This is a genomic window from Pseudomonas sp. 44 R 15, assembly GCF_900004965.1.
GTDB classification, from domain to species: domain Bacteria; phylum Pseudomonadota; class Gammaproteobacteria; order Pseudomonadales; family Pseudomonadaceae; genus Aquipseudomonas; species Aquipseudomonas orientalis_A.
Genome location: NZ_CVTU01000034.1, coordinates 31,995 through 47,652 on the forward strand (window position 1 = coordinate 31,995; position 15,658 = coordinate 47,652).

Annotated in this window: 17 protein-coding genes and 1 tRNA gene; 10 read left to right on the forward strand and 8 right to left on the reverse strand. The window is 61.1% G+C overall.

Annotated elements, in window-relative coordinates:
- Window positions 1-24: 24 nt before the first annotated feature.
- Window positions 25-453 carry a fatty acid desaturase gene (locus BFP93_RS02895; RefSeq protein WP_065891878.1) on the reverse strand — a complete coding sequence of 143 codons (429 nt, stop codon included), beginning with the start codon at window positions 451-453 and terminating at the stop codon, window positions 25-27.
- 315 nt (window positions 454-768) lie between these two features.
- Here BFP93_RS02895 and BFP93_RS02900 point away from each other — a divergent pair, with 315 nt between their 5' ends.
- Together BFP93_RS02900 and BFP93_RS02905 are read left to right on the forward strand one after the other, a co-directional pair.
- A complete protein-coding gene (locus BFP93_RS02900; protein WP_065891879.1) occupies window positions 769-1,458 on the forward strand; it encodes an energy-coupling factor ABC transporter permease in 690 nt (229 codons plus the stop codon).
- A gap of 63 nt (window positions 1,459-1,521) precedes the next feature.
- A complete protein-coding gene (locus BFP93_RS02905; protein WP_003171680.1) occupies window positions 1,522-1,737 on the forward strand; it encodes a hypothetical protein in 216 nt (71 codons plus the stop codon).
- Here the strand turns inward: BFP93_RS02905 and yacG are convergent.
- Genes yacG through BFP93_RS02925 form a run of 4 tightly spaced genes read right to left on the reverse strand, consistent with a single transcriptional unit; the run spans window position 1,734 to window position 4,622 of the window.
- On the reverse strand, window positions 1,734-1,934 hold the full coding sequence (gene yacG / locus BFP93_RS02910; protein WP_065887991.1) for a DNA gyrase inhibitor YacG: 201 nt from the start codon (window positions 1,932-1,934) through the stop codon (window positions 1,734-1,736). The two genes, BFP93_RS02905 and yacG, sit on opposite strands and share 4 nt — an antisense overlap.
- On the reverse strand, window positions 1,931-2,554 hold the full coding sequence (coaE, locus tag BFP93_RS02915; protein WP_065891880.1) for a dephospho-CoA kinase: 624 nt from the start codon (window positions 2,552-2,554) through the stop codon (window positions 1,931-1,933). The genes yacG and coaE overlap by 4 nt, the downstream gene beginning before the upstream one ends.
- Entirely contained in the window at window positions 2,551-3,417 is an 867-nt protein-coding gene (locus BFP93_RS02920) for a prepilin peptidase (RefSeq protein WP_065891881.1), read from the reverse strand. Before BFP93_RS02920 ends, coaE begins: the two co-directional genes overlap by 4 nt.
- The gene (locus tag BFP93_RS02925) at window positions 3,414-4,622 is read right to left on the reverse strand and encodes a type II secretion system F family protein (protein WP_065891882.1); all 1,209 of its coding nucleotides are present in this window, start codon (window positions 4,620-4,622) and stop codon (window positions 3,414-3,416) included. The genes BFP93_RS02920 and BFP93_RS02925 overlap by 4 nt, the downstream gene beginning before the upstream one ends.
- Window positions 4,623-4,820: 198 nt before the next feature.
- On the opposite strand from BFP93_RS02925, the gene BFP93_RS02930 reads away from it, so the two are divergent.
- The 3 genes from BFP93_RS02930 (at window position 4,821) to BFP93_RS02940 (ending at window position 5,867) form a co-directional block, all read left to right on the forward strand.
- Window positions 4,821-5,234, forward strand: a complete 414-nt coding sequence (locus BFP93_RS02930) for a pilin (protein WP_065891883.1) — start codon at window positions 4,821-4,823, stop codon at window positions 5,232-5,234.
- 64 nt (window positions 5,235-5,298) lie between these two features.
- A tRNA-Thr gene (locus tag BFP93_RS02935) sits at window positions 5,299-5,374 on the forward strand.
- A 187-nt stretch (window positions 5,375-5,561) separates the two neighbouring features.
- Window positions 5,562-5,867, forward strand: a complete 306-nt coding sequence (locus BFP93_RS02940) for a DUF6388 family protein (protein ID WP_065891884.1) — start codon at window positions 5,562-5,564, stop codon at window positions 5,865-5,867.
- Window positions 5,868-5,986: 119 nt separating this feature from the next.
- On the opposite strand, the gene nadC is transcribed toward BFP93_RS02940, so the two are convergent.
- A complete protein-coding gene (nadC, locus tag BFP93_RS02945; RefSeq protein ID WP_065891885.1) occupies window positions 5,987-6,835 on the reverse strand; it encodes a carboxylating nicotinate-nucleotide diphosphorylase in 849 nt (282 codons plus the stop codon).
- Window positions 6,836-7,078: 243 nt separating this feature from the next.
- Here nadC and BFP93_RS02950 point away from each other — a divergent pair, with 243 nt between their 5' ends.
- The 4 genes from BFP93_RS02950 to BFP93_RS02965 all read left to right on the forward strand — a co-directional run bounded on the left by BFP93_RS02950 (window position 7,079) and on the right by BFP93_RS02965 (window position 11,881).
- Entirely contained in the window at window positions 7,079-9,235 is a 2,157-nt protein-coding gene (locus tag BFP93_RS02950; RefSeq protein WP_065891886.1) for a DUF1631 domain-containing protein, read from the forward strand.
- A gap of 61 nt (window positions 9,236-9,296) precedes the next feature.
- Window positions 9,297-9,860 carry a 1,6-anhydro-N-acetylmuramyl-L-alanine amidase AmpD gene (ampD, locus tag BFP93_RS02955; protein ID WP_065887983.1) on the forward strand — a complete coding sequence of 188 codons (564 nt, stop codon included), beginning with the start codon at window positions 9,297-9,299 and terminating at the stop codon, window positions 9,858-9,860.
- Window positions 9,857-10,693 (forward strand): regulatory signaling modulator protein AmpE, encoded by an 837-nt coding sequence (ampE, locus tag BFP93_RS02960; RefSeq protein ID WP_065891887.1) that lies wholly within the window; start codon window positions 9,857-9,859, stop codon window positions 10,691-10,693. Before ampD ends, ampE begins: the two co-directional genes overlap by 4 nt.
- 759 nt (window positions 10,694-11,452) lie before the next feature.
- The gene (locus BFP93_RS02965; RefSeq protein ID WP_065887981.1) at window positions 11,453-11,881 is read left to right on the forward strand and encodes a hypothetical protein; all 429 of its coding nucleotides are present in this window, start codon (window positions 11,453-11,455) and stop codon (window positions 11,879-11,881) included.
- Here the strand turns inward: BFP93_RS02965 and BFP93_RS02970 are convergent.
- Together BFP93_RS02970 and cra are read right to left on the reverse strand one after the other, a co-directional pair.
- Entirely contained in the window at window positions 11,828-12,604 is a 777-nt protein-coding gene (locus BFP93_RS02970) for a TatD family hydrolase (protein WP_065891888.1), read from the reverse strand. The two genes, BFP93_RS02965 and BFP93_RS02970, sit on opposite strands and share 54 nt — an antisense overlap.
- Before the next feature lie 2 nt (window positions 12,605-12,606).
- Window positions 12,607-13,602: a catabolite repressor/activator gene (gene cra, locus BFP93_RS02975; protein WP_065891889.1), complete on the reverse strand. Its 996-nt coding sequence runs from the start codon at window positions 13,600-13,602 to the stop codon at window positions 12,607-12,609.
- Window positions 13,603-13,895: 293 nt separating this feature from the next.
- On the opposite strand from cra, the gene fruB reads away from it, so the two are divergent.
- On the forward strand, window positions 13,896-15,658 hold a 1,763-nt coding region (fruB, locus tag BFP93_RS02980), incomplete at its 3' end, for a fused PTS fructose transporter subunit IIA/HPr protein (RefSeq protein WP_141687936.1).

The window sequence follows — 15,658 nt, forward strand, 5'->3', positions numbered from 1 at the left end:
CCTTTTTCCGGGTAATTGAAAAACTCACTGTTTTGTGGAGTGCCCCAGATGCCGGTGATGGCGAAGATGATGATATTTATAGTGGGAAAAAGAGTTGAGCATGAACAGGCCACAGATAAATCCCAATCCCCGGTTCAATTGTTGTGATTTAAAGGCGTGCCCATGCAGCAGTTCATGTTGCAGCTCGGTAAAGTGAGCGTAAACCAATCCCAGGATGATCATGCTTAAGGCTTTGGCGTACCAGGGCAGATCAACCGCGCCATTTTCTTCGAGCAGCAGTGCGGTCATGGCGAGTGCAATAATCAATGCCGCGTTGATATAAATGAGCGAGGTGCGTACCGGTGTTCGTCTCATCAGTGTGTTTTTTAAAGTCGTATCAAGTTTCGGTGCGCCGCGGTCACTCGCTAGCACGTGCTTATCGATCAAAAGCGGGTAAGTAATGCTGTCTGTCATAGATGCGCCCAGTACTCACAAGAGGTCTTGTTTTCCTGCTCCTTCGATTGGTTTAAAAGACCTCAAGGTTTTATTTGAAGGGGACAGCGGCTGCAATGCAGTAATACTACGGCTGGTATTAGTTTCTCTATCGATCAACAGCGCACTGCAGTGCCTGTTTTTTCCGTGCCAGCTTCTAAACGGTTTACTCGGCAACCCGAACGTTGGCGATGTAGACTGACTATCCGGCAATGACTCTGGACACAAGACGTTTATGCGCAGGATCGACGCAGCCAGGCCCATGAAAGGTCGCGAGTCGCTGAGGCAGGTGAAACGGTGATCGCCTCGACGGTACTGGCGCCGCAAACGCTCGGCATCGGCTGGTTGTTGTATGCCCCGCTGGTGATCTGGGCGATTGTGCGTACGCCCTGGGTCGAACTGTTTGCCGACCGACGTCGCCAGCATTTGCTGTTCGGCACGGTGTTCGCGCTGTTCATGTTGTGGCTGGTGCGGCGGGATTTCGATACGGGCGTGTCGTACCACTTTATTGGCATGACCGCGGTGACCCTGTTGCTGGATTGGCCGCTCGCAATCGTCGGTGGGGTGGCCGCGCAGTTGGGGTTGGTATGGCTGGGGCGTCAGGACCTCGCCGCTGTCGGCGTCAATGGCCTGTTGTTGATTGGCCTTCCGGTATTCATCACTGAGCTTTGCGCGCTGCTCGTGGAGCGGGCGCAATCGCGAAACCCCTTTGTGTATATCTTCTGTTCCGGCTTTTTCGCTGCGGCGCTGTCGGCGTTGCTTTGTCTGTTGGTCGGCCTGGGGTTGCTGTGGTTCGATGGTCGATTTGCGATGCCGCAATGGCTGGAGGATTTCGTCGGCTACCTGTGGCTGATCATCTTTCCCGAAGCCTTTATCAACGGCATGGTGATCAGTGCCCTGGTGGTGTTTTGCCCGGAATGGCTTGAGACTTTCAACCGCACCCGCTACCTCTCGGCGCCGTGGAAGGATGACGATTCAGCGCGTTGATCCAGATCAAAAAGGCGCCGAGCGCACAGGCCCATGCTCTGCGAAGTTTCAGGAGCACCAATCATGAGTGTGTACGAATGGGCACGGCAGGAACTGCGCAGAAGCCAGGATGCCGCGCAGGAAATCGGTTTTGATCCAGGCCTGACCCTGCGCGCCATGCTCAGCGCGGTGGTGCAGCAGAGCAAGGGCGTTCGCAGCTTTGAAGACTTGGCCGACGAGTTGCAATACCTTGCGGAAAACCTCGACGACCAGCAGGAATATGCCTTTATGCGGCCTTAGTGGCGCGGCGGCAGGTCTTCGGAAAACAACTCGTCTTCGGCGTCCGGGGCTACCGGGATCTTGTGTTCTTCAGCGGCCCAGGCACCCAGGTCGATGAGTTTGCAACGGTCCGAGCAGAACGGCCGGTTGAGGTTGTCGGGTTTCCATTCCACGGGTGCACCGCAGGTTGGGCAATCGACGGTCAAGGGTTGGCTCATGATCGGCCTCCACGCAAAGTAAGGTAAAAGTGGTGCAGTCGCTCGACCTCACCGTGCAGCCAGGCAAGGTCCTGGTCATTGACCAGTACGTCATCGGCATGGTTCAGGCGGTCTTCGCGGCTCGACTGGGCCTTGAGAATCGCCTGCACCTGTTGCTCGCTGATGCCGTCGCGCTGCAGGGTACGCTGAATCTGCAGGGATTGCGGCACGTCGATCACCAGGATGCGCTGGGTCATGCGGTATTGGCCGGACTCGATCAGCAGCGGTGACACCAGGATCGAGTAGGGCGACCGGGCGCGTGCCAGGTGATCGCGAATCTCGTCAGCGATCAGCGGGTGCAACAGGCCCTCGAGCCAGCGACGTTCTTCGGGTACTTCAAAAATCAATGTTCGCAATGCGGCGCGGTCCAGTTGGCCGTCCGCCTGCAGCACAGCGCTGCCGAAATGCTCGGCTATGCGCGCCAGCGCCGGCCGGCCGGGCTCGACCACCCAGCGGGCGGCATGATCGGCATCGACCAGGTCGACACCCAGCGTGGTGAAGTGCTCGGCCGCAGCGCTTTTACCGCTGCCGATACCGCCTGTGAGGCCGAGAATCCAGGGTGTTGCAACAGGAGTGGTCATGTGAAACCGACAGACTGCAGATAGAAGTCGGTTATTTGACCACCCCAGAGCAATGCAATCCAGCCGGCAATTGCCAGGCAGGGTCCAAATGGCATGGGTGCCGACACGTGCGTCTTGCGCCAGCGCATCAGCAGCAACCCGGCAAACACGCCGAGCAGTGACGCCATCAGCAGCGTCATCGGCAGTATCTGCCAGCCGCCCCAGGCACCGAACAGCGCCAACAGCTTGAAGTCGCCATGGCCCATGCCATCCTTGCCGGTCACCAGCTTGAACAGCCAGAACACGCTCCACAGGCTCATGTAGCCCAGCACCGCGCCCCATAACGCATCGGGCAATGTTGCGAACAGGCCCAGACTGTTAAGGATAAGCCCCAGCCATAGCAGCGGCAGCACGAGGGCATCCGGCAGCAGTTGGTGATCTACATCGATCAGGCTCATGCCCAGCAACCCCCAACTCAGCAGCATCACCGCGCCCGCCTGCCAGCCAAAGCCGAAGTGCCAGGCTACGGTGGCGGATATCAGCGCACAGGCCAGTTCGGTGAGCGGATAGCGTGCGCTGATGGATGCACGGCAATGGCTGCAGCGGCCCTTGAGCATCAGGTAGCTGAGCAGGGGGATATTTTCCCAGGGGCGAATCGGCTGGTCGCAGTGTGGACAGCAGGAATTCGGGCGCATCAGGTTATAGACCGGCCCCGCCGGCGCGTCGGGCAGGCCGAGGATCTCACGGGCCTGGGCGCGCCATTCGCGCTCGAGCATCTTGGGCAGGCGCCACACCAGCACATTGAGAAAGCTGCCAACGATCAGCCCCAGCACCAGCGCCATGCCGACAAACGCCCAGGGCTGCTCGCCCGACAACGCGCTCAAAATGTCGAACCCAGTTGAAACACCGGCAGGTACATCGCAATCACCAACGCGCCGACGATGCTCCCCAGTACCACCATGATCAGCGGTTCCATCAAGCTTGTGAGGTTATCGACGAGGCTCTCTACGTCGGCCTCGTAATGGTTTGCGACCCTTTCCAGCATGTGGTCCAGGGTGCCGGACTCTTCGCCGATGGCCGTCATCTGGATCGCCATGCCTGGAAACAGGCCGCTGGCGGCCATGGACTGATTCAACTGCATGCCTGTGGATACATCGTGGCGCATATGTTCGATTGCCTGTTTGAAAGGGCCATTGCCGACGGCGCCGGCCACTGAGCCGAGCGCCTGCACCAGGGGAACACCTGCCGCAAAGGTGGTTGCAAGCGTGCGGGCGTAGCGGGCGACGGCAGCTTTGTTCAACAGTTTGCCTGCCAGGGGGACTTTCAACAAACCCGCCTCCAGCCGGTAGCGAAAACGCGCAGAACTACGGTAGGCGTGGCGCAGCCCGCCGATGAGCGTGCCCAGGCCCAGCGCCAGTATCCACCAGGCCTGTTGCAGAAAGTCGGAGAGGGCGATGACCCCCAGGGTGAAGCCGGGCAATTGGCTGTCGACTCCGGCAAACAGGTGCTGGAACTGCGGCACCACCTGTATCAACAGCACGGCGCTGACGAGGCCGGCCACCACCAGCACGGCAAGCGGGTAGGTCATGGCTTTCTTGATTCTGGTCTTGAGCCGTTGGCTTTTTTCCAGATGAATGGCCACGCGCTCCAGCAGCGTTTCCAGGGCTCCGGCCTGTTCGCCGGCGGCAATCAGGTGGCAGTACAGGTCATCGAAATAACGCGGATATTGGCGCAGCGTGCCAGTCAGGCTGTTACCAGCGGCGACGTGTTGCTTCATACCCTTGACCAGCTCGCGCAGTGTGCGGTTTTCGACGCCCTCGCCGATAATGTCGAAGGCTTGTAACAGCGGGATACCGGCCTTCAACAGCGTCGCCAGTTGGCGGGTGAAAAGGGCGATGTCAGCCGGCAGTATCGGCGCCGTCAGGCGTGGCAGGCCTGACGATCGCTTGCGCACATGTTCGGGGCAGATTCCCTGCTGGCGCAGTCGTGTCTTGACCCACGCAGGGTCATGCCCCGAAATTTTCCCGCACACCCTGCGGCCGTTGCGGTTGATGCCCTGCCAGGCGTAGATCGTCGAGGTGTCGTTCATGTCGCGTTCGCACATGCAGATTAAGAATTTACAGCTTAGCCAGCGGGCGGATACAGGCAGGCTGGCGTTGGCCGATAAAATGTCAGATTGTGCTTCTGGTATGCGATTGGCCGCGCAGGGATGAGTACACTGGCGCCGCTGCACAATACGGGGCGCAGGATGCGCCTTGTCATGGTTCTATTCTGGAGAGTGAAAGTGATGCATCAGAAAGGCTTTACCTTGATCGAGTTGTTGATCGTCGTGGCAATCATCGGCATTTTGGCCACGATTGGCTTGCCCATGTACACCAAGCACCAGGCCAAGGCCAAGTTCACGGCGGGGTTGGCCGAAATCAGCGCGTTGAAGGCCGGCTACGAAGATGTGATTAACCAGGGCACCGTACCCACGCTGCCGTTGATTGGCGGCAAGAGCCCCACCGCCAATTGCAAGGTCGATGTGACAGGAGATGTCGCCACGGGCAGCGGCTCCATCAGCTGTGAAATCCTTGATGCGCCTGCGCCCGTACTGGGCAAGACCATTACCTTGACGCGCAGCGCCACCAGCGGCTGGACCTGTGCAACCACGGCCGAGGCGCAATACGTCGCCAAGGGTTGTGGCGCCAACGGCGCATGACGTCTGGCGGGTGGTGAGCGAGCCGGTTGCCGCATGCCCAATGCGGTGCTAGCTTTAGCCCACCGCCCGTGTAGCTCAGCCGGTAGAGCAGCGCACTCGTAACGCGAAGGTCGCAGGTTCGATTCCTGTCTCGGGCACCAAGGCAACACTGTTTCACTGGCATGTTTCAAGGGCCCGTTTCAAAAGGCCTGTTTCAAAGGCACAGTTTTCAGATGATCCCAGAATGGTTCTGAAGGCCAGACGAGCCGGCATTCGCGCCTGCTCTTTCGTATCTGCGCAACCTTGATGACCCAGATGCATCCCCATTCCTCGATCTAAGAGAACGACATGACCACGACTGAGATGACCCAGGAAGTTCGGCACCAAGCAGCCCTCGACAAATACCTCGAGGCAACGCCGCAGCTCAAAGACGAGATCAAGGACCTGAGCGCTGACGACCAGCGTGATCAGATTCAGTGGGCATTCGAGGACGAGGCGGAGAGCCAGAATCTCCAGCCTTGGGAACTGACCCTCAAGTACACCTGCGCACCGGAAGAATTCGAAGCCGCACGCCTCGCCTTGCACAAGGAGGCCGCCGAAGTGCTGGGGGTCGAATGGGACGAGTATTGCGAGATGAATAATCTCGTAGTCTAAACGCTGCCGGTAGGAGCGAGCTTGCTCGCGAAAAACGTTAACGATAACGCGTGACATCCGAGTGCACGCGGCGTCGTTGAGTTTTTCGCGAGCAAGCTCGCTCCTACTGCCTAGGCTCTTTAGATACTCAGCCGCATCGACAAATCCACAGCCTTCACATCCTTGGTCATCGCACCAATGGAGATGTAGTCCACGCCGGTCTCGGCAATGGGCAGCAGCGTGCTTTCATTGATGCCGCCGCTGGCTTCCAGCCTGGCCTTGCCCGCGTTCAGCCGCACGGCTTCGCGCATGTCGTCCAGGCTCAGCTCATCGAGCATGATGATGTCGGCACCCGCCGCCAGTGCTTCGCGTAACTCCTGCAGGCTTTCCACTTCGATCTCCACCGGCTTGCCGGGGGCGATTTTGTGGGCCGCGCTGATGGCCTGGGCAATGCCCCCGCACGCGGCGATATGGTTTTCCTTGATCAGGAAGGCGTCATACAGCCCGATGCGATGATTGTGGCAACCGCCGCAGGTCACCGCGTACTTCTGCGCCAGACGCAGGCCCGGCAACGTCTTGCGCGTGTCCAGCAGCTTGACCTGGGTGCTGGCGACGAAATCCGCCAGGTATCGGGCGCGGGTGGCGACACCTGACAGCATCTGCAGGAAATTCAGCGCACTGCGTTCACCGGTGAGCAGCGAGCGCGCCGGCCCTTCAAGGTGAAACAGCGGCTGGTTGGGACTGACGCGCTCACCGTCGGCCACCTGCCAATGCACGGCGACGCGGGGGTCCAGTTGGCGGAAGACCGTATCCACCCAGGCGGTCCCGGCAATCACGGCCGCATCGCGGGTAATGATCGTGGCCTTGGCCAGCCGTTCGGCCGGGATCAACTGTGCGGTGATATCACCACTGCCGATGTCTTCCAGGAGTGCGCGGCGCACGTTGGCTTCTATTTCGGCGGCGAGGTCGGCAAGACGCAGGTTCGGCATAACAGGCTCCACAGACTAAGTGCCGCGATTATAGGGGCTGTGTGAACTGGAACCCAGACGCGTCACTCATTTACCGCGCCGGGCAGAGTTTACTGGCGCAATGTCCATGATTTGCCGATAATCTCGCGCCTTGCAATTGGCGTCATAGCTTTGACGTCCTGATGGTGATCGGGTATTTGCAATGCCCAGCGGGTCAGGCCCCGTTCCTGCCCATCTCAACACCCGCCGTTTCAGGAGGCCAGGATGCACAATGACGGGAAGGTGGTGCCTATCAAGCAGGCACAGGCCACGCCATCGCCGCTCGCACGTCTGCCGGTGGTGGTGCTGCAGGTGCGTGACAAAGCGGCGCAACAGTTGCAACAGGGGTTGCAGGAACTGTTCGATAACGCCGACGACACCCTGTTTGAAATGGCCGACAAGGCCCGCAGCACGGTTGACCAGCATATTTTCTTTCAGGCCATGCGCGACCTGCGCCTCAAGCGCAAGAACTTCGAGCGCGTGTTCATGGAGCAACTGTATGCCGCCTTCGCCAACCTGAGCCAGGCCGATAGCGGTGCGTTGCACCCGGTGCCTGTGGTGTCCTATGAGGTGGCCGGCGCTATCCGGGCCGATGACCGGGAAAAGGCCGTGGCACTGGAGGCAATGCTCGGTCGGGTACGCCACCGTGATGGCTTGGCGCTCGGGCAACTGAGCGCGCGCCTGAGTGAAGTGTTGGGCAGGCCCATGACCGATCATGAGAACCCTCTGGGCCCTGCACGGCTTTGCCAGTTTTTCTTGCAGGCGGGCCGTAGCCTGGGGGTGGAGATCCGGGTCAAGCTGATCATGCTCAAGCTCTTCGAGAAATACGTGCTCAGCGATGCCGACCACCTGTATGGCGAAGCCAACCAACTGCTGGTTGCCACCGGGGTCCTGCCCGGACTCCAGAGCGTGCCGTCCCGTCGTGCCGGTGGCCGCGCGGCGTGTGAGCTCCCGCAACCGGCGCGTCCGCCGGCCGCCGAACCGCCTTGTGACGAAAGCGGCCAGCAAGCCTTTGCCGCCCTGCAAGCCTTGCTGGTGGCGGTGCGCGGCAGCGTAGCGCCAACCCTTGAAGCCAGTGCGCAACCGCAACCCATCGCCAGCCGAGACTTGCTGCGCCTGCTGTCGCATTTGCAGCAATACGTACCGGAGCCTGGCGCCGAGGACGATTTCGACCTGCGCAACCAGCTCGAACAGTTGCTGACCCGGGTCAGCGTCAAGAGCGGCAAGTCGCGGGTGGTGGAGGCGGCCGACGAAGATGTGATCAACCTCGTCGCGCTGCTTTTCGAGTTCATCCGCAATGACCGCAGTGTGCCCCACGCCTTCAAGGCCCTGATCGCTCGCTTGCAGATCCCGATACTGAAAGTCGCCGTGCTCGACAAGAGCCTGTTCAGTTGCGCCGGTCACCCGGCACGCCGCTTGCTCAATCAGATCGCCAGTGCCGCCATGGGGTGCAGCCCGCACGACGGCGATCAGAACGACAGCCTGTACCTGCGTATCGAACAGGTCATCCAGCGCCTGTTGAATGAATTTGCCGAAGATCCGCTGATTTTTTCGCAGTTACTGGCGCCATTCAGCACCTTCATCGATCAAGAGCAGCGGCGCAGTGAGTTGCTCGAACAGCACACCCGTGATGTCGAGGAAGGGCGCCTGCGTACCGAGGTCGCTCGCCAGCGCGTGGCGCACGCGCTGAACCGGCGGCTATTGGGCAAGGTCCTGCCGCCGTTCGTGGTGCAATTTCTGCAACAAACCTGGAGCCAGGTGCTGTTGCTGGCCTCTCTCAAGCACGGCGAACACTCGGTGCAGTGGCAGACCGGGCTGCGCACCATGGATGAATTGATCTGGAGCGTCGGCCTGCACGAAGACACCGAGGCAGGCCGGCATCTGCTGGCGCAATTGCCAGGGTTGCTCAAGTCGTTGCGCGACGGGTTGGCCAGTGCGGCGTTCGATCCTTTCAGCACGCGGGAGTTTTTTTTACGCTTGCAGACCGTACATGTTCAAACATGCGAAGGCGGGGGCGACGACGGGCTGATTGAAGTTCGCGAGCCCTTTGTTCTCGGCACCCCACTGTCGGACGCCGGCGAGGACTGGCCGCATGATGACCCGGACCTGCTCAAGGTGCTCCCGTTGCGGGTCGGCGGTTGGGTGGAGTTGCGCCAGGACGACGACACGGTATTGCGCTGCAAGCTCACGGCGATCATGGCGCCGAACCATCGTTATATTTTCGTCAGCCGCACGGGGCTCAAGGTCCTGGAGCAAACCCCCGGGCAATTGGCTGCGGCTTTCAAGCGCGGCGCCCTGCACAGCCTGGACGAGGGGCTGCTGTTCGATCGCGCGCTGGCGGCGGTGATGGGCAACCTGCGTCAACTCAATCGCGGCAAGTGATCGCAACCGCAGGGCGGAACGCGGCATACTGGTAACACTTTGTCTCAGTCAAGGAGCCTGTATGCAGTTGGACCCCGTCAGCGGTTGGTTCGAGGGCATTGGCCATTGCCCTTCGCCCAACTTCAACGAGCGCCCGGCAGGTGAGGTATCGTTGTTGGTGATACATAACATCAGCTTGCCTCCGGCGCAGTTTGCCACCGGTAAGGTGCATGAGTTTTTCCAGAATCGCCTGGATGTAACGGAGCATGCCTACTTTGAGGGGATAGTCCACCTACGGGTCTCTGCGCATTTTCTGATTGAGCGTGACGGTACAGTGACGCAGTTTGTGGCATGCCGGGACCGGGCCTGGCACGCGGGCGTCTCCAGCTTTGAAGGGCGTGACACCTGCAACGACTTCTCGTTGGGAATCGAGCTGGAAGGCACAGATGATCTGCCGTTCACCGATGCCCAGTACCAGGCGCTGATTGAGCTGACGCGTCAGTTGCTCGCAGCTTATCCTGCGATCACCCCCCAACGTATCTGCGGTCACAGCGACATCGCCCCAGGCCGCAAAACCGATCCGGGCCCGGCTTTTGATTGGAAGCGCTTTCGTGGCGCGCTGCAGGATGGAGGACACAAACTATGAGTTTCCTGGTGCTGGTGCTGGCAGTGTGGATCGAGAAGTTCTCGGCCTTGCGCCAGCGGTTGCAGCGCGACGGCGGCTGGCTGCGCGAGCTGGCCAGGCTTGAATCGAGCCCGCGCATGGGCAAGCGGCCCTGGCTGATCCTGCTGGCGCTGGTGGTGCTGCCCGCGGCGCTGCTGGGCTTGTTGCTGCTGGTGCTGGAACCCGTGGCCTATGGCTTGTTGGCGTTGCCGGTGCATGTACTGGTGGTGATCTACAGTCTGGGCCGTGGCGATCTGTTGGCCGCGTTGGGACCGTTTCGTGATGCCTGGCGGCGGGGTGATCTGCAAGCCGCCGAGCACGTGGCCGAACGTGACCTGAAGCTGGGTGCCGACAGTGGCGAGCAGTTGCTCGAGCGGGTTCAAGGCCATTTGCTGTGGCAGGCGTACCAGAGCTTTTTCGCGGTGATTTTCTGGTATTTCCTGCTGGGCCCGGTGGCGGCTCTGGCCTATCGCCTGCTGGCGCTGGCCAGTGAGCACAGCCAGAACCCCCTGGTGGCCGAACGCGCCACGCAAATGCGCCACGCCTTTGACTGGCTGCCGGTGCGCCTGCTGGCCGCGAGCTTTGCCCTGGTGGGCAACTTTGTCGGGGTCAGCCGGGTCATGCTCCACGAATTGCTCAGCTGGGATATCAGCGCTGCACAACTGGTGGGAAAAGTTGGCCTGGCCGCTGCGGAAATACCGCCACCGGTAGTGGGCGCCGAAGGCATCAGCAGTCTTGATCAACTGTGGGAATTGCTGCTGCGTGCGGCGGTGCTGTGGTATGCCGGATTTGCAATCTGGACGGTGTTGCCCTGAGACCGCCATCGGGGGCAAGCCCCCTCCCACATTTGACCGAGCAGGGATCAGCCAAAATCGGGGAGGCGCAGTCAGCGTGCGAGGGGGCTTGCCCCCGATAACCTATATCCATACAACTTCGTAGGCTATAGCCGCCAACACTAACCACGATGCGAAGCGAGTCGCCCTTGATCTTGATCTGCTTTTGATCCTAGGCGCCCCGTTAAACCACGCTGGCCGAACGCAGGCTTGAATCCGTGGGTAACCCGGCAGGACGCCGGGTTAGCCGCCCCGCGCCATGGATGGCGCGTGGCGGCGGCCCACGGATTCAAGTCTGCGTTCGGGCACACCGAGCCTAGGCGAGGTGCCGAGTGGTGGGGCAAGAGCGTTTTGCTTACTTTTGCGCTTTTCAAAAGTGAGCCGCTGTAAAAGCGGAACCCTAAGCAGCCGTGACCGCAGAAACGGATATGTACTCAACCCAATCCAACATCCTGGTCGGCCCTAAGGCCGCCATCGGGGGCAAGCCCCCTCCCACATTTGGATTTGTGGGGTATCAGTAAGATAGGCTGCTGTGCCCCCTACGGGTAGCAACGGGGAGCAAGTTCGGCGTCACGCCAAAGTTGTGTAGATACCTATGGCGCGTTCCGCACGTAGGAATTTTCGGTGGGATTTAACCCCGTCACACGTGGCCCTTATCCTGATTTCGCTACTGTCCTTTCAATATGCCGTGAATGAGTGAACATTTGAATCATCTGGTCACGGTCTCAAGGAGGCACGGCGATGGCCGCTGTCATCGGCATCAAAGGGCATTGCGCCCACTGCGACATGACGTTTGAACTCAAACCCTGGCAACTGAACGCCATCGCCATCGACGAACCCTTCGTCTGTACCTATTGCCACACGTGCCTGCAGCTGTGTTGCCGCAAGCAGTTGCGTCGCTTTCGTGCCCTGGACCACTGGGCGCTGGTGCCGCCCGGCATGATCATGCTGACCTGCGCGACCCTCCTGGCAGCGCTGTTTGCAGAGTGGCTGGGGCTGCTCAGTGTGATCGGGCAATTCAACATTTCGCTGACGACGCTGTTGATCCACTTTCTGGTGCTGCGCTACGTGCGGCATCGGCAACGGATGACCTTGAACCTGCAAGTCGTCAGCCGCTTACCACTGGAACAGCTCGCACGCATTGCGTGTGCTCGCCTCAGCCAGCCGTGACGCGCTGATGCCCATGCGCTCGGCCAGGGCGCTGCAGATGTCCGGCAAGTGGTGTGGGCTGTTGCGCCGGCCCGGATACATGGCCGGCGCCATATCCGGCGCGTCCGTCTCCAGCACCACCGCTTCCAGTGGCAATTGGGCCAGCACCTTGTGCATGCGCAAGGCCTGCGGCCAGGTCGCGGCACCGCCCAGGCCCAGCTTGAAGCCAAGCTTGATGTACTCGCGGGCCTCTTCCCGGCTGCCGGCGAACGCATGAATGATGCCGCCACGCGGCAGGTGGATGCGTTTGAGTGTGGCGATCACCGCCGCGTGACTGCGGCGTACGTGGAGCAAAGCGGGGAGGGTGAAATCCACCGCCAGTTTCAACTGGGCTTCGAACAGCGCTTGCTGGCGCGCTCGGTCCAGGTGCTCAAGAAAGTAATCCAGGCCGATTTCACCCACGGCGCACAGTTGCCGGTGGCCCTGCAGGCGCGTCAGCCAGTCGCCCAATTCCAGCAGGTCGGCAGGGCAGTGTTCATCGAGATACACCGGGTGCAGGCCGAAGGCGGCGAACAAGCCTTCATCCTCCATCACCAGATCCCACAACCTTTGCCAATTGCGCTGATAAACCCCGAGCACCACCATACGTCGCACACCGAGTTGACGGCTGTGGGCGAGGACCTGCGGACGATCACTGTCGAAGTCCGCGAAATCCAGGTGGGTATGGGTGTCGATCAGCTCCACACTCAGGCCTCGTGAATACGCTGCTTGAAGGTTCGGCTGATGCCGTGCACGCCGGGTTGGTAATGTTCTTCTTCAATGGCCGCCAGGGCCAGGCGCAGGGCGGTGTCGGCGATCAGTTGATGCTGCTGGGCCATGGCGTTGACCGGCAGCGGCAGGAAGTCCAGCAACTGGGTATCGCCGAAGGTACCCAGGCGCAGTGGCCGCGACTTGAGCGGGAAGTCGTGCAGGGCGTCAAACACGCCTTGCAGCAGTACGTAGGACGTGGTCACCAGCGCGTCAGGCAGATGCCCCAGGCGCTGCAGTAATTGCTCCATCAGCTGTCGCCCGCAGTCGCGGCTGAAGGCTTCGCCCTGTTCGACGATCACCTCGCCGGTAAAGCCTTGCAGGGCTTCACGAAAACCCGCAGCACGTTCCTGGCTGATGCTCAGCTCCGGATGGGCGCCGATCAGCGCGATTTGCTTGGGCAACGGTTGCAGCAGGCTGCCGGTGAGCTGCTGGCAGGCTTGGCGGTCGTCGCTGACCACCGAGCAGAACTGGCTGGGCTCCATCACCCGGTCGATGGCGATTACCGGCAAGCCTTTGGCTTGCAGTTCGCGATAGCTGTCATCCTCGGCCGGCAGGCAGCTGGCGACAAACAGCGCATCGCAGCGCCGCGCGCGGAACAGTTGCAGCAATTGGCGCTCACTGTCAGCCTCATCGTCGGAGCTGGCGATCAGCAATTGATAGCCGCGCGCCCGTGCGCCTTGTTCGAGTAACTTGGCAATGCGTGCGTAACTGGGGTTCTCCAGGTCCGGCAGGATAAAGCCCAGGGTGCGCGTGTGCCGGCTGCGCAAGCCGGCGGCTTGCGGGTTAGGCGTAAAACCGTGGGCCTGGACCACGGCCCGCACCCGCTCCACCGTCGCGTTGCTGATACGTTGTTGTTCGGCCTTGCCATTGATGACATAGCTGGCGGTTGTGACCGACACACCGGCCAGACGTGCGATATCACTGAGTTTCAAACCGGGTTTCCTTGTTTTTTTGAGCGTGCCCCGACATTTTGTCCAATCGTAACCGATTCCCGCATACGACCAATGTCCCACAACAGGCGCCGAGTGGCCCTTCAAGCTTGCGCAATTAACGCGTAATCTGCCATAAATTCTAGATTAAACGTTTCAGCAAGGGTATTTTTACGATGTTCGCCGCTGAGTGGCTACTGCCAACTGACCGCTCAGTCAGTTACTTTTGAACACCGCTAAGCTGATTTATTCAAAACAATACCTAGTGCGCACCCCGCACTAACTAGGAGAACGGCATGCTCGAGCTCACTGTAGAGCAGATATCCATGGGCCAGGTGGCGGTGGATAAATCTGCGGCCTTGCACCTGCTCGCGGAAAAACTGGTGGCCGATGGCCTGGTTGCCGAAGGTTATCTCAGTGGCTTGCAAGCCCGTGAAGCCCAAGGCTCGACCTTTCTTGGCCAAGGCATCGCCATTCCTCACGGCACACCGGAAACCCGCGACCAGGTGTTTTCCACCGGCGTGCGTCTGTTGCAGTTTCCCGAAGGCGTGGACTGGGGCGACGGCCAGGTGGTGTACCTGGCGATCGGGATTGCCGCCAAATCCGATGAACACTTGCGCCTGCTGCAATTGCTGACCCGCGCCCTGGGTGAGACCGACCTCGGCCAGGCGCTGCGCCGTGCCGGTTCTGCCGACGCCTTGCTGAAACTGCTGCAAGGCGCGCCGCAGGAACTGGCACTGGATGCACAGATGATCAGCCTCGGCGTGTCGGCCGATGATTTCGAGGAACTGGTGTGGCGCGGCGCGCGCCTGTTGCGCCAGGCCGATTGCGTGAGCAACGGGTTTGCCGCCGTGTTGCAGCAAGTCGATGCACTGCCCCTGGGCGATGGCCTGTGGTGGCTGCACAGCGAGCAGACGGTCAAGCGCCCGGGCCTGGCCTTCGTCACGCCGGACAAACCCATGCGCTACCTGGGCCAGCCGCTCAATGGCCTGTTCTGCCTGGCCAGCCTGGGCGAAGCGCATCAGGCGTTGCTCGAGCGCCTGTGCGCCTTGCTGATCGAAGGGCGCGGCCAGGAATTGGGCCGCGCCACCAGCAGTCGTGCCGTGCTTGAGGTGCTGGGTGGCGAACTGCCGCCCGACTGGCCGAGCGCGCGCATCACCCTGGCCAATGCCCACGGGTTACATGCACGCCCGGCGAAGATCCTCGCGCAACTGGCGAAAAGCTTCGATGGCGATATTCGCGTGCGCATTGTCGATGGTCCGGTCGGCGCGGTATCGGTTAAAAGCCTGAGCAAGCTGTTGAGCCTCGGCGCGCGGCGTGGCCAGGTGCTGGAATTCGTCGCCGAGCCGAGCATTGCCGGGGACGCGCTGCCGGCCCTGTTGGCCGCAATTGAAGAAGGCCTGGGGGAAGAGGTCGAGCCTTTGCCGACCGTCAGCGCCCAGCCCGCCACCGTCGACATCGAACCGGTGATCAGCGCGCCGCTGTCCGGTAGCCAGATCCAGGCAATTGCCGCCGCGCCCGGTATCGCCATCGGCCCTGCGCATATCCAGGTGCAACAGGTCTTCGACTACCCACTGCGCGGTGAGTCCTGCGCGGTTGAGCGCCAGCGCCTGCAGGCTGCGCTGAGTGATGTGCGTCGCGATATCGAGGGTCTGATCGAACGCAGCCAGTCCAAGGCGATTCGCGAGATCTTCATCACTCACCAGGAAATGCTCGACGACCCGGAGCTGACCGACGAAGTCGACACCCGTCTCAAGCAAGGCGAAAGCGCCGAAGCGGCCTGGATGAGCGTGATCGAAGCGGCTGCCCGGCAGCAGGAGTCGTTGCAGGATGCCTTGCTCGCCGAGCGCGCTGCCGACCTGCGCGACATCGGTCGCCGCGTATTGGCGCAACTGTGCGGCGTCGACACTGCGCAGGAACCCAATGAACCCTACATCCTGGTGATGGACGAAGTCGGCCCTTCGGACGTCGCGCGCCTGGACCCGGCCCGTGTCGCCGGCATCCTCACGGCCCGTGGCGGCGCCACGGCCCACAGCGCCATTGTCGCCCGCGCGCTTGG

Excerpts from the sequence above, each read along its gene's own strand:
- BFP93_RS02895 (WP_065891878.1), bottom strand. The coding sequence starts at position 453 with ATGACAGACAGCATTACTTACCCGCTTTTGATCGATAAGCACGTGCTA.
- BFP93_RS02905 (WP_003171680.1), top strand. The coding sequence starts at position 1,522 with ATGAGTGTGTACGAATGGGCACGGCAGGAACTGCGCAGAAGCCAGGAT.
- yacG (WP_065887991.1), bottom strand. The coding sequence starts at position 1,934 with ATGAGCCAACCCTTGACCGTCGATTGCCCAACCTGCGGTGCACCCGTG.
- coaE (WP_065891880.1), bottom strand. The coding sequence starts at position 2,554 with ATGACCACTCCTGTTGCAACACCCTGGATTCTCGGCCTCACAGGCGGT.
- BFP93_RS02925 (WP_065891882.1), bottom strand. The coding sequence starts at position 4,622 with ATGAACGACACCTCGACGATCTACGCCTGGCAGGGCATCAACCGCAAC.
- BFP93_RS02930 (WP_065891883.1), top strand. The coding sequence starts at position 4,821 with ATGCATCAGAAAGGCTTTACCTTGATCGAGTTGTTGATCGTCGTGGCA.
- BFP93_RS02940 (WP_065891884.1), top strand. The coding sequence starts at position 5,562 with ATGACCACGACTGAGATGACCCAGGAAGTTCGGCACCAAGCAGCCCTC.
- nadC (WP_065891885.1), bottom strand. The coding sequence starts at position 6,835 with ATGCCGAACCTGCGTCTTGCCGACCTCGCCGCCGAAATAGAAGCCAAC.
- BFP93_RS02950 (WP_065891886.1), top strand. The coding sequence starts at position 7,079 with ATGCACAATGACGGGAAGGTGGTGCCTATCAAGCAGGCACAGGCCACG.
- ampD (WP_065887983.1), top strand. The coding sequence starts at position 9,297 with ATGCAGTTGGACCCCGTCAGCGGTTGGTTCGAGGGCATTGGCCATTGC.
- ampE (WP_065891887.1), top strand. The coding sequence starts at position 9,857 with ATGAGTTTCCTGGTGCTGGTGCTGGCAGTGTGGATCGAGAAGTTCTCG.
- BFP93_RS02965 (WP_065887981.1), top strand. The coding sequence starts at position 11,453 with ATGGCCGCTGTCATCGGCATCAAAGGGCATTGCGCCCACTGCGACATG.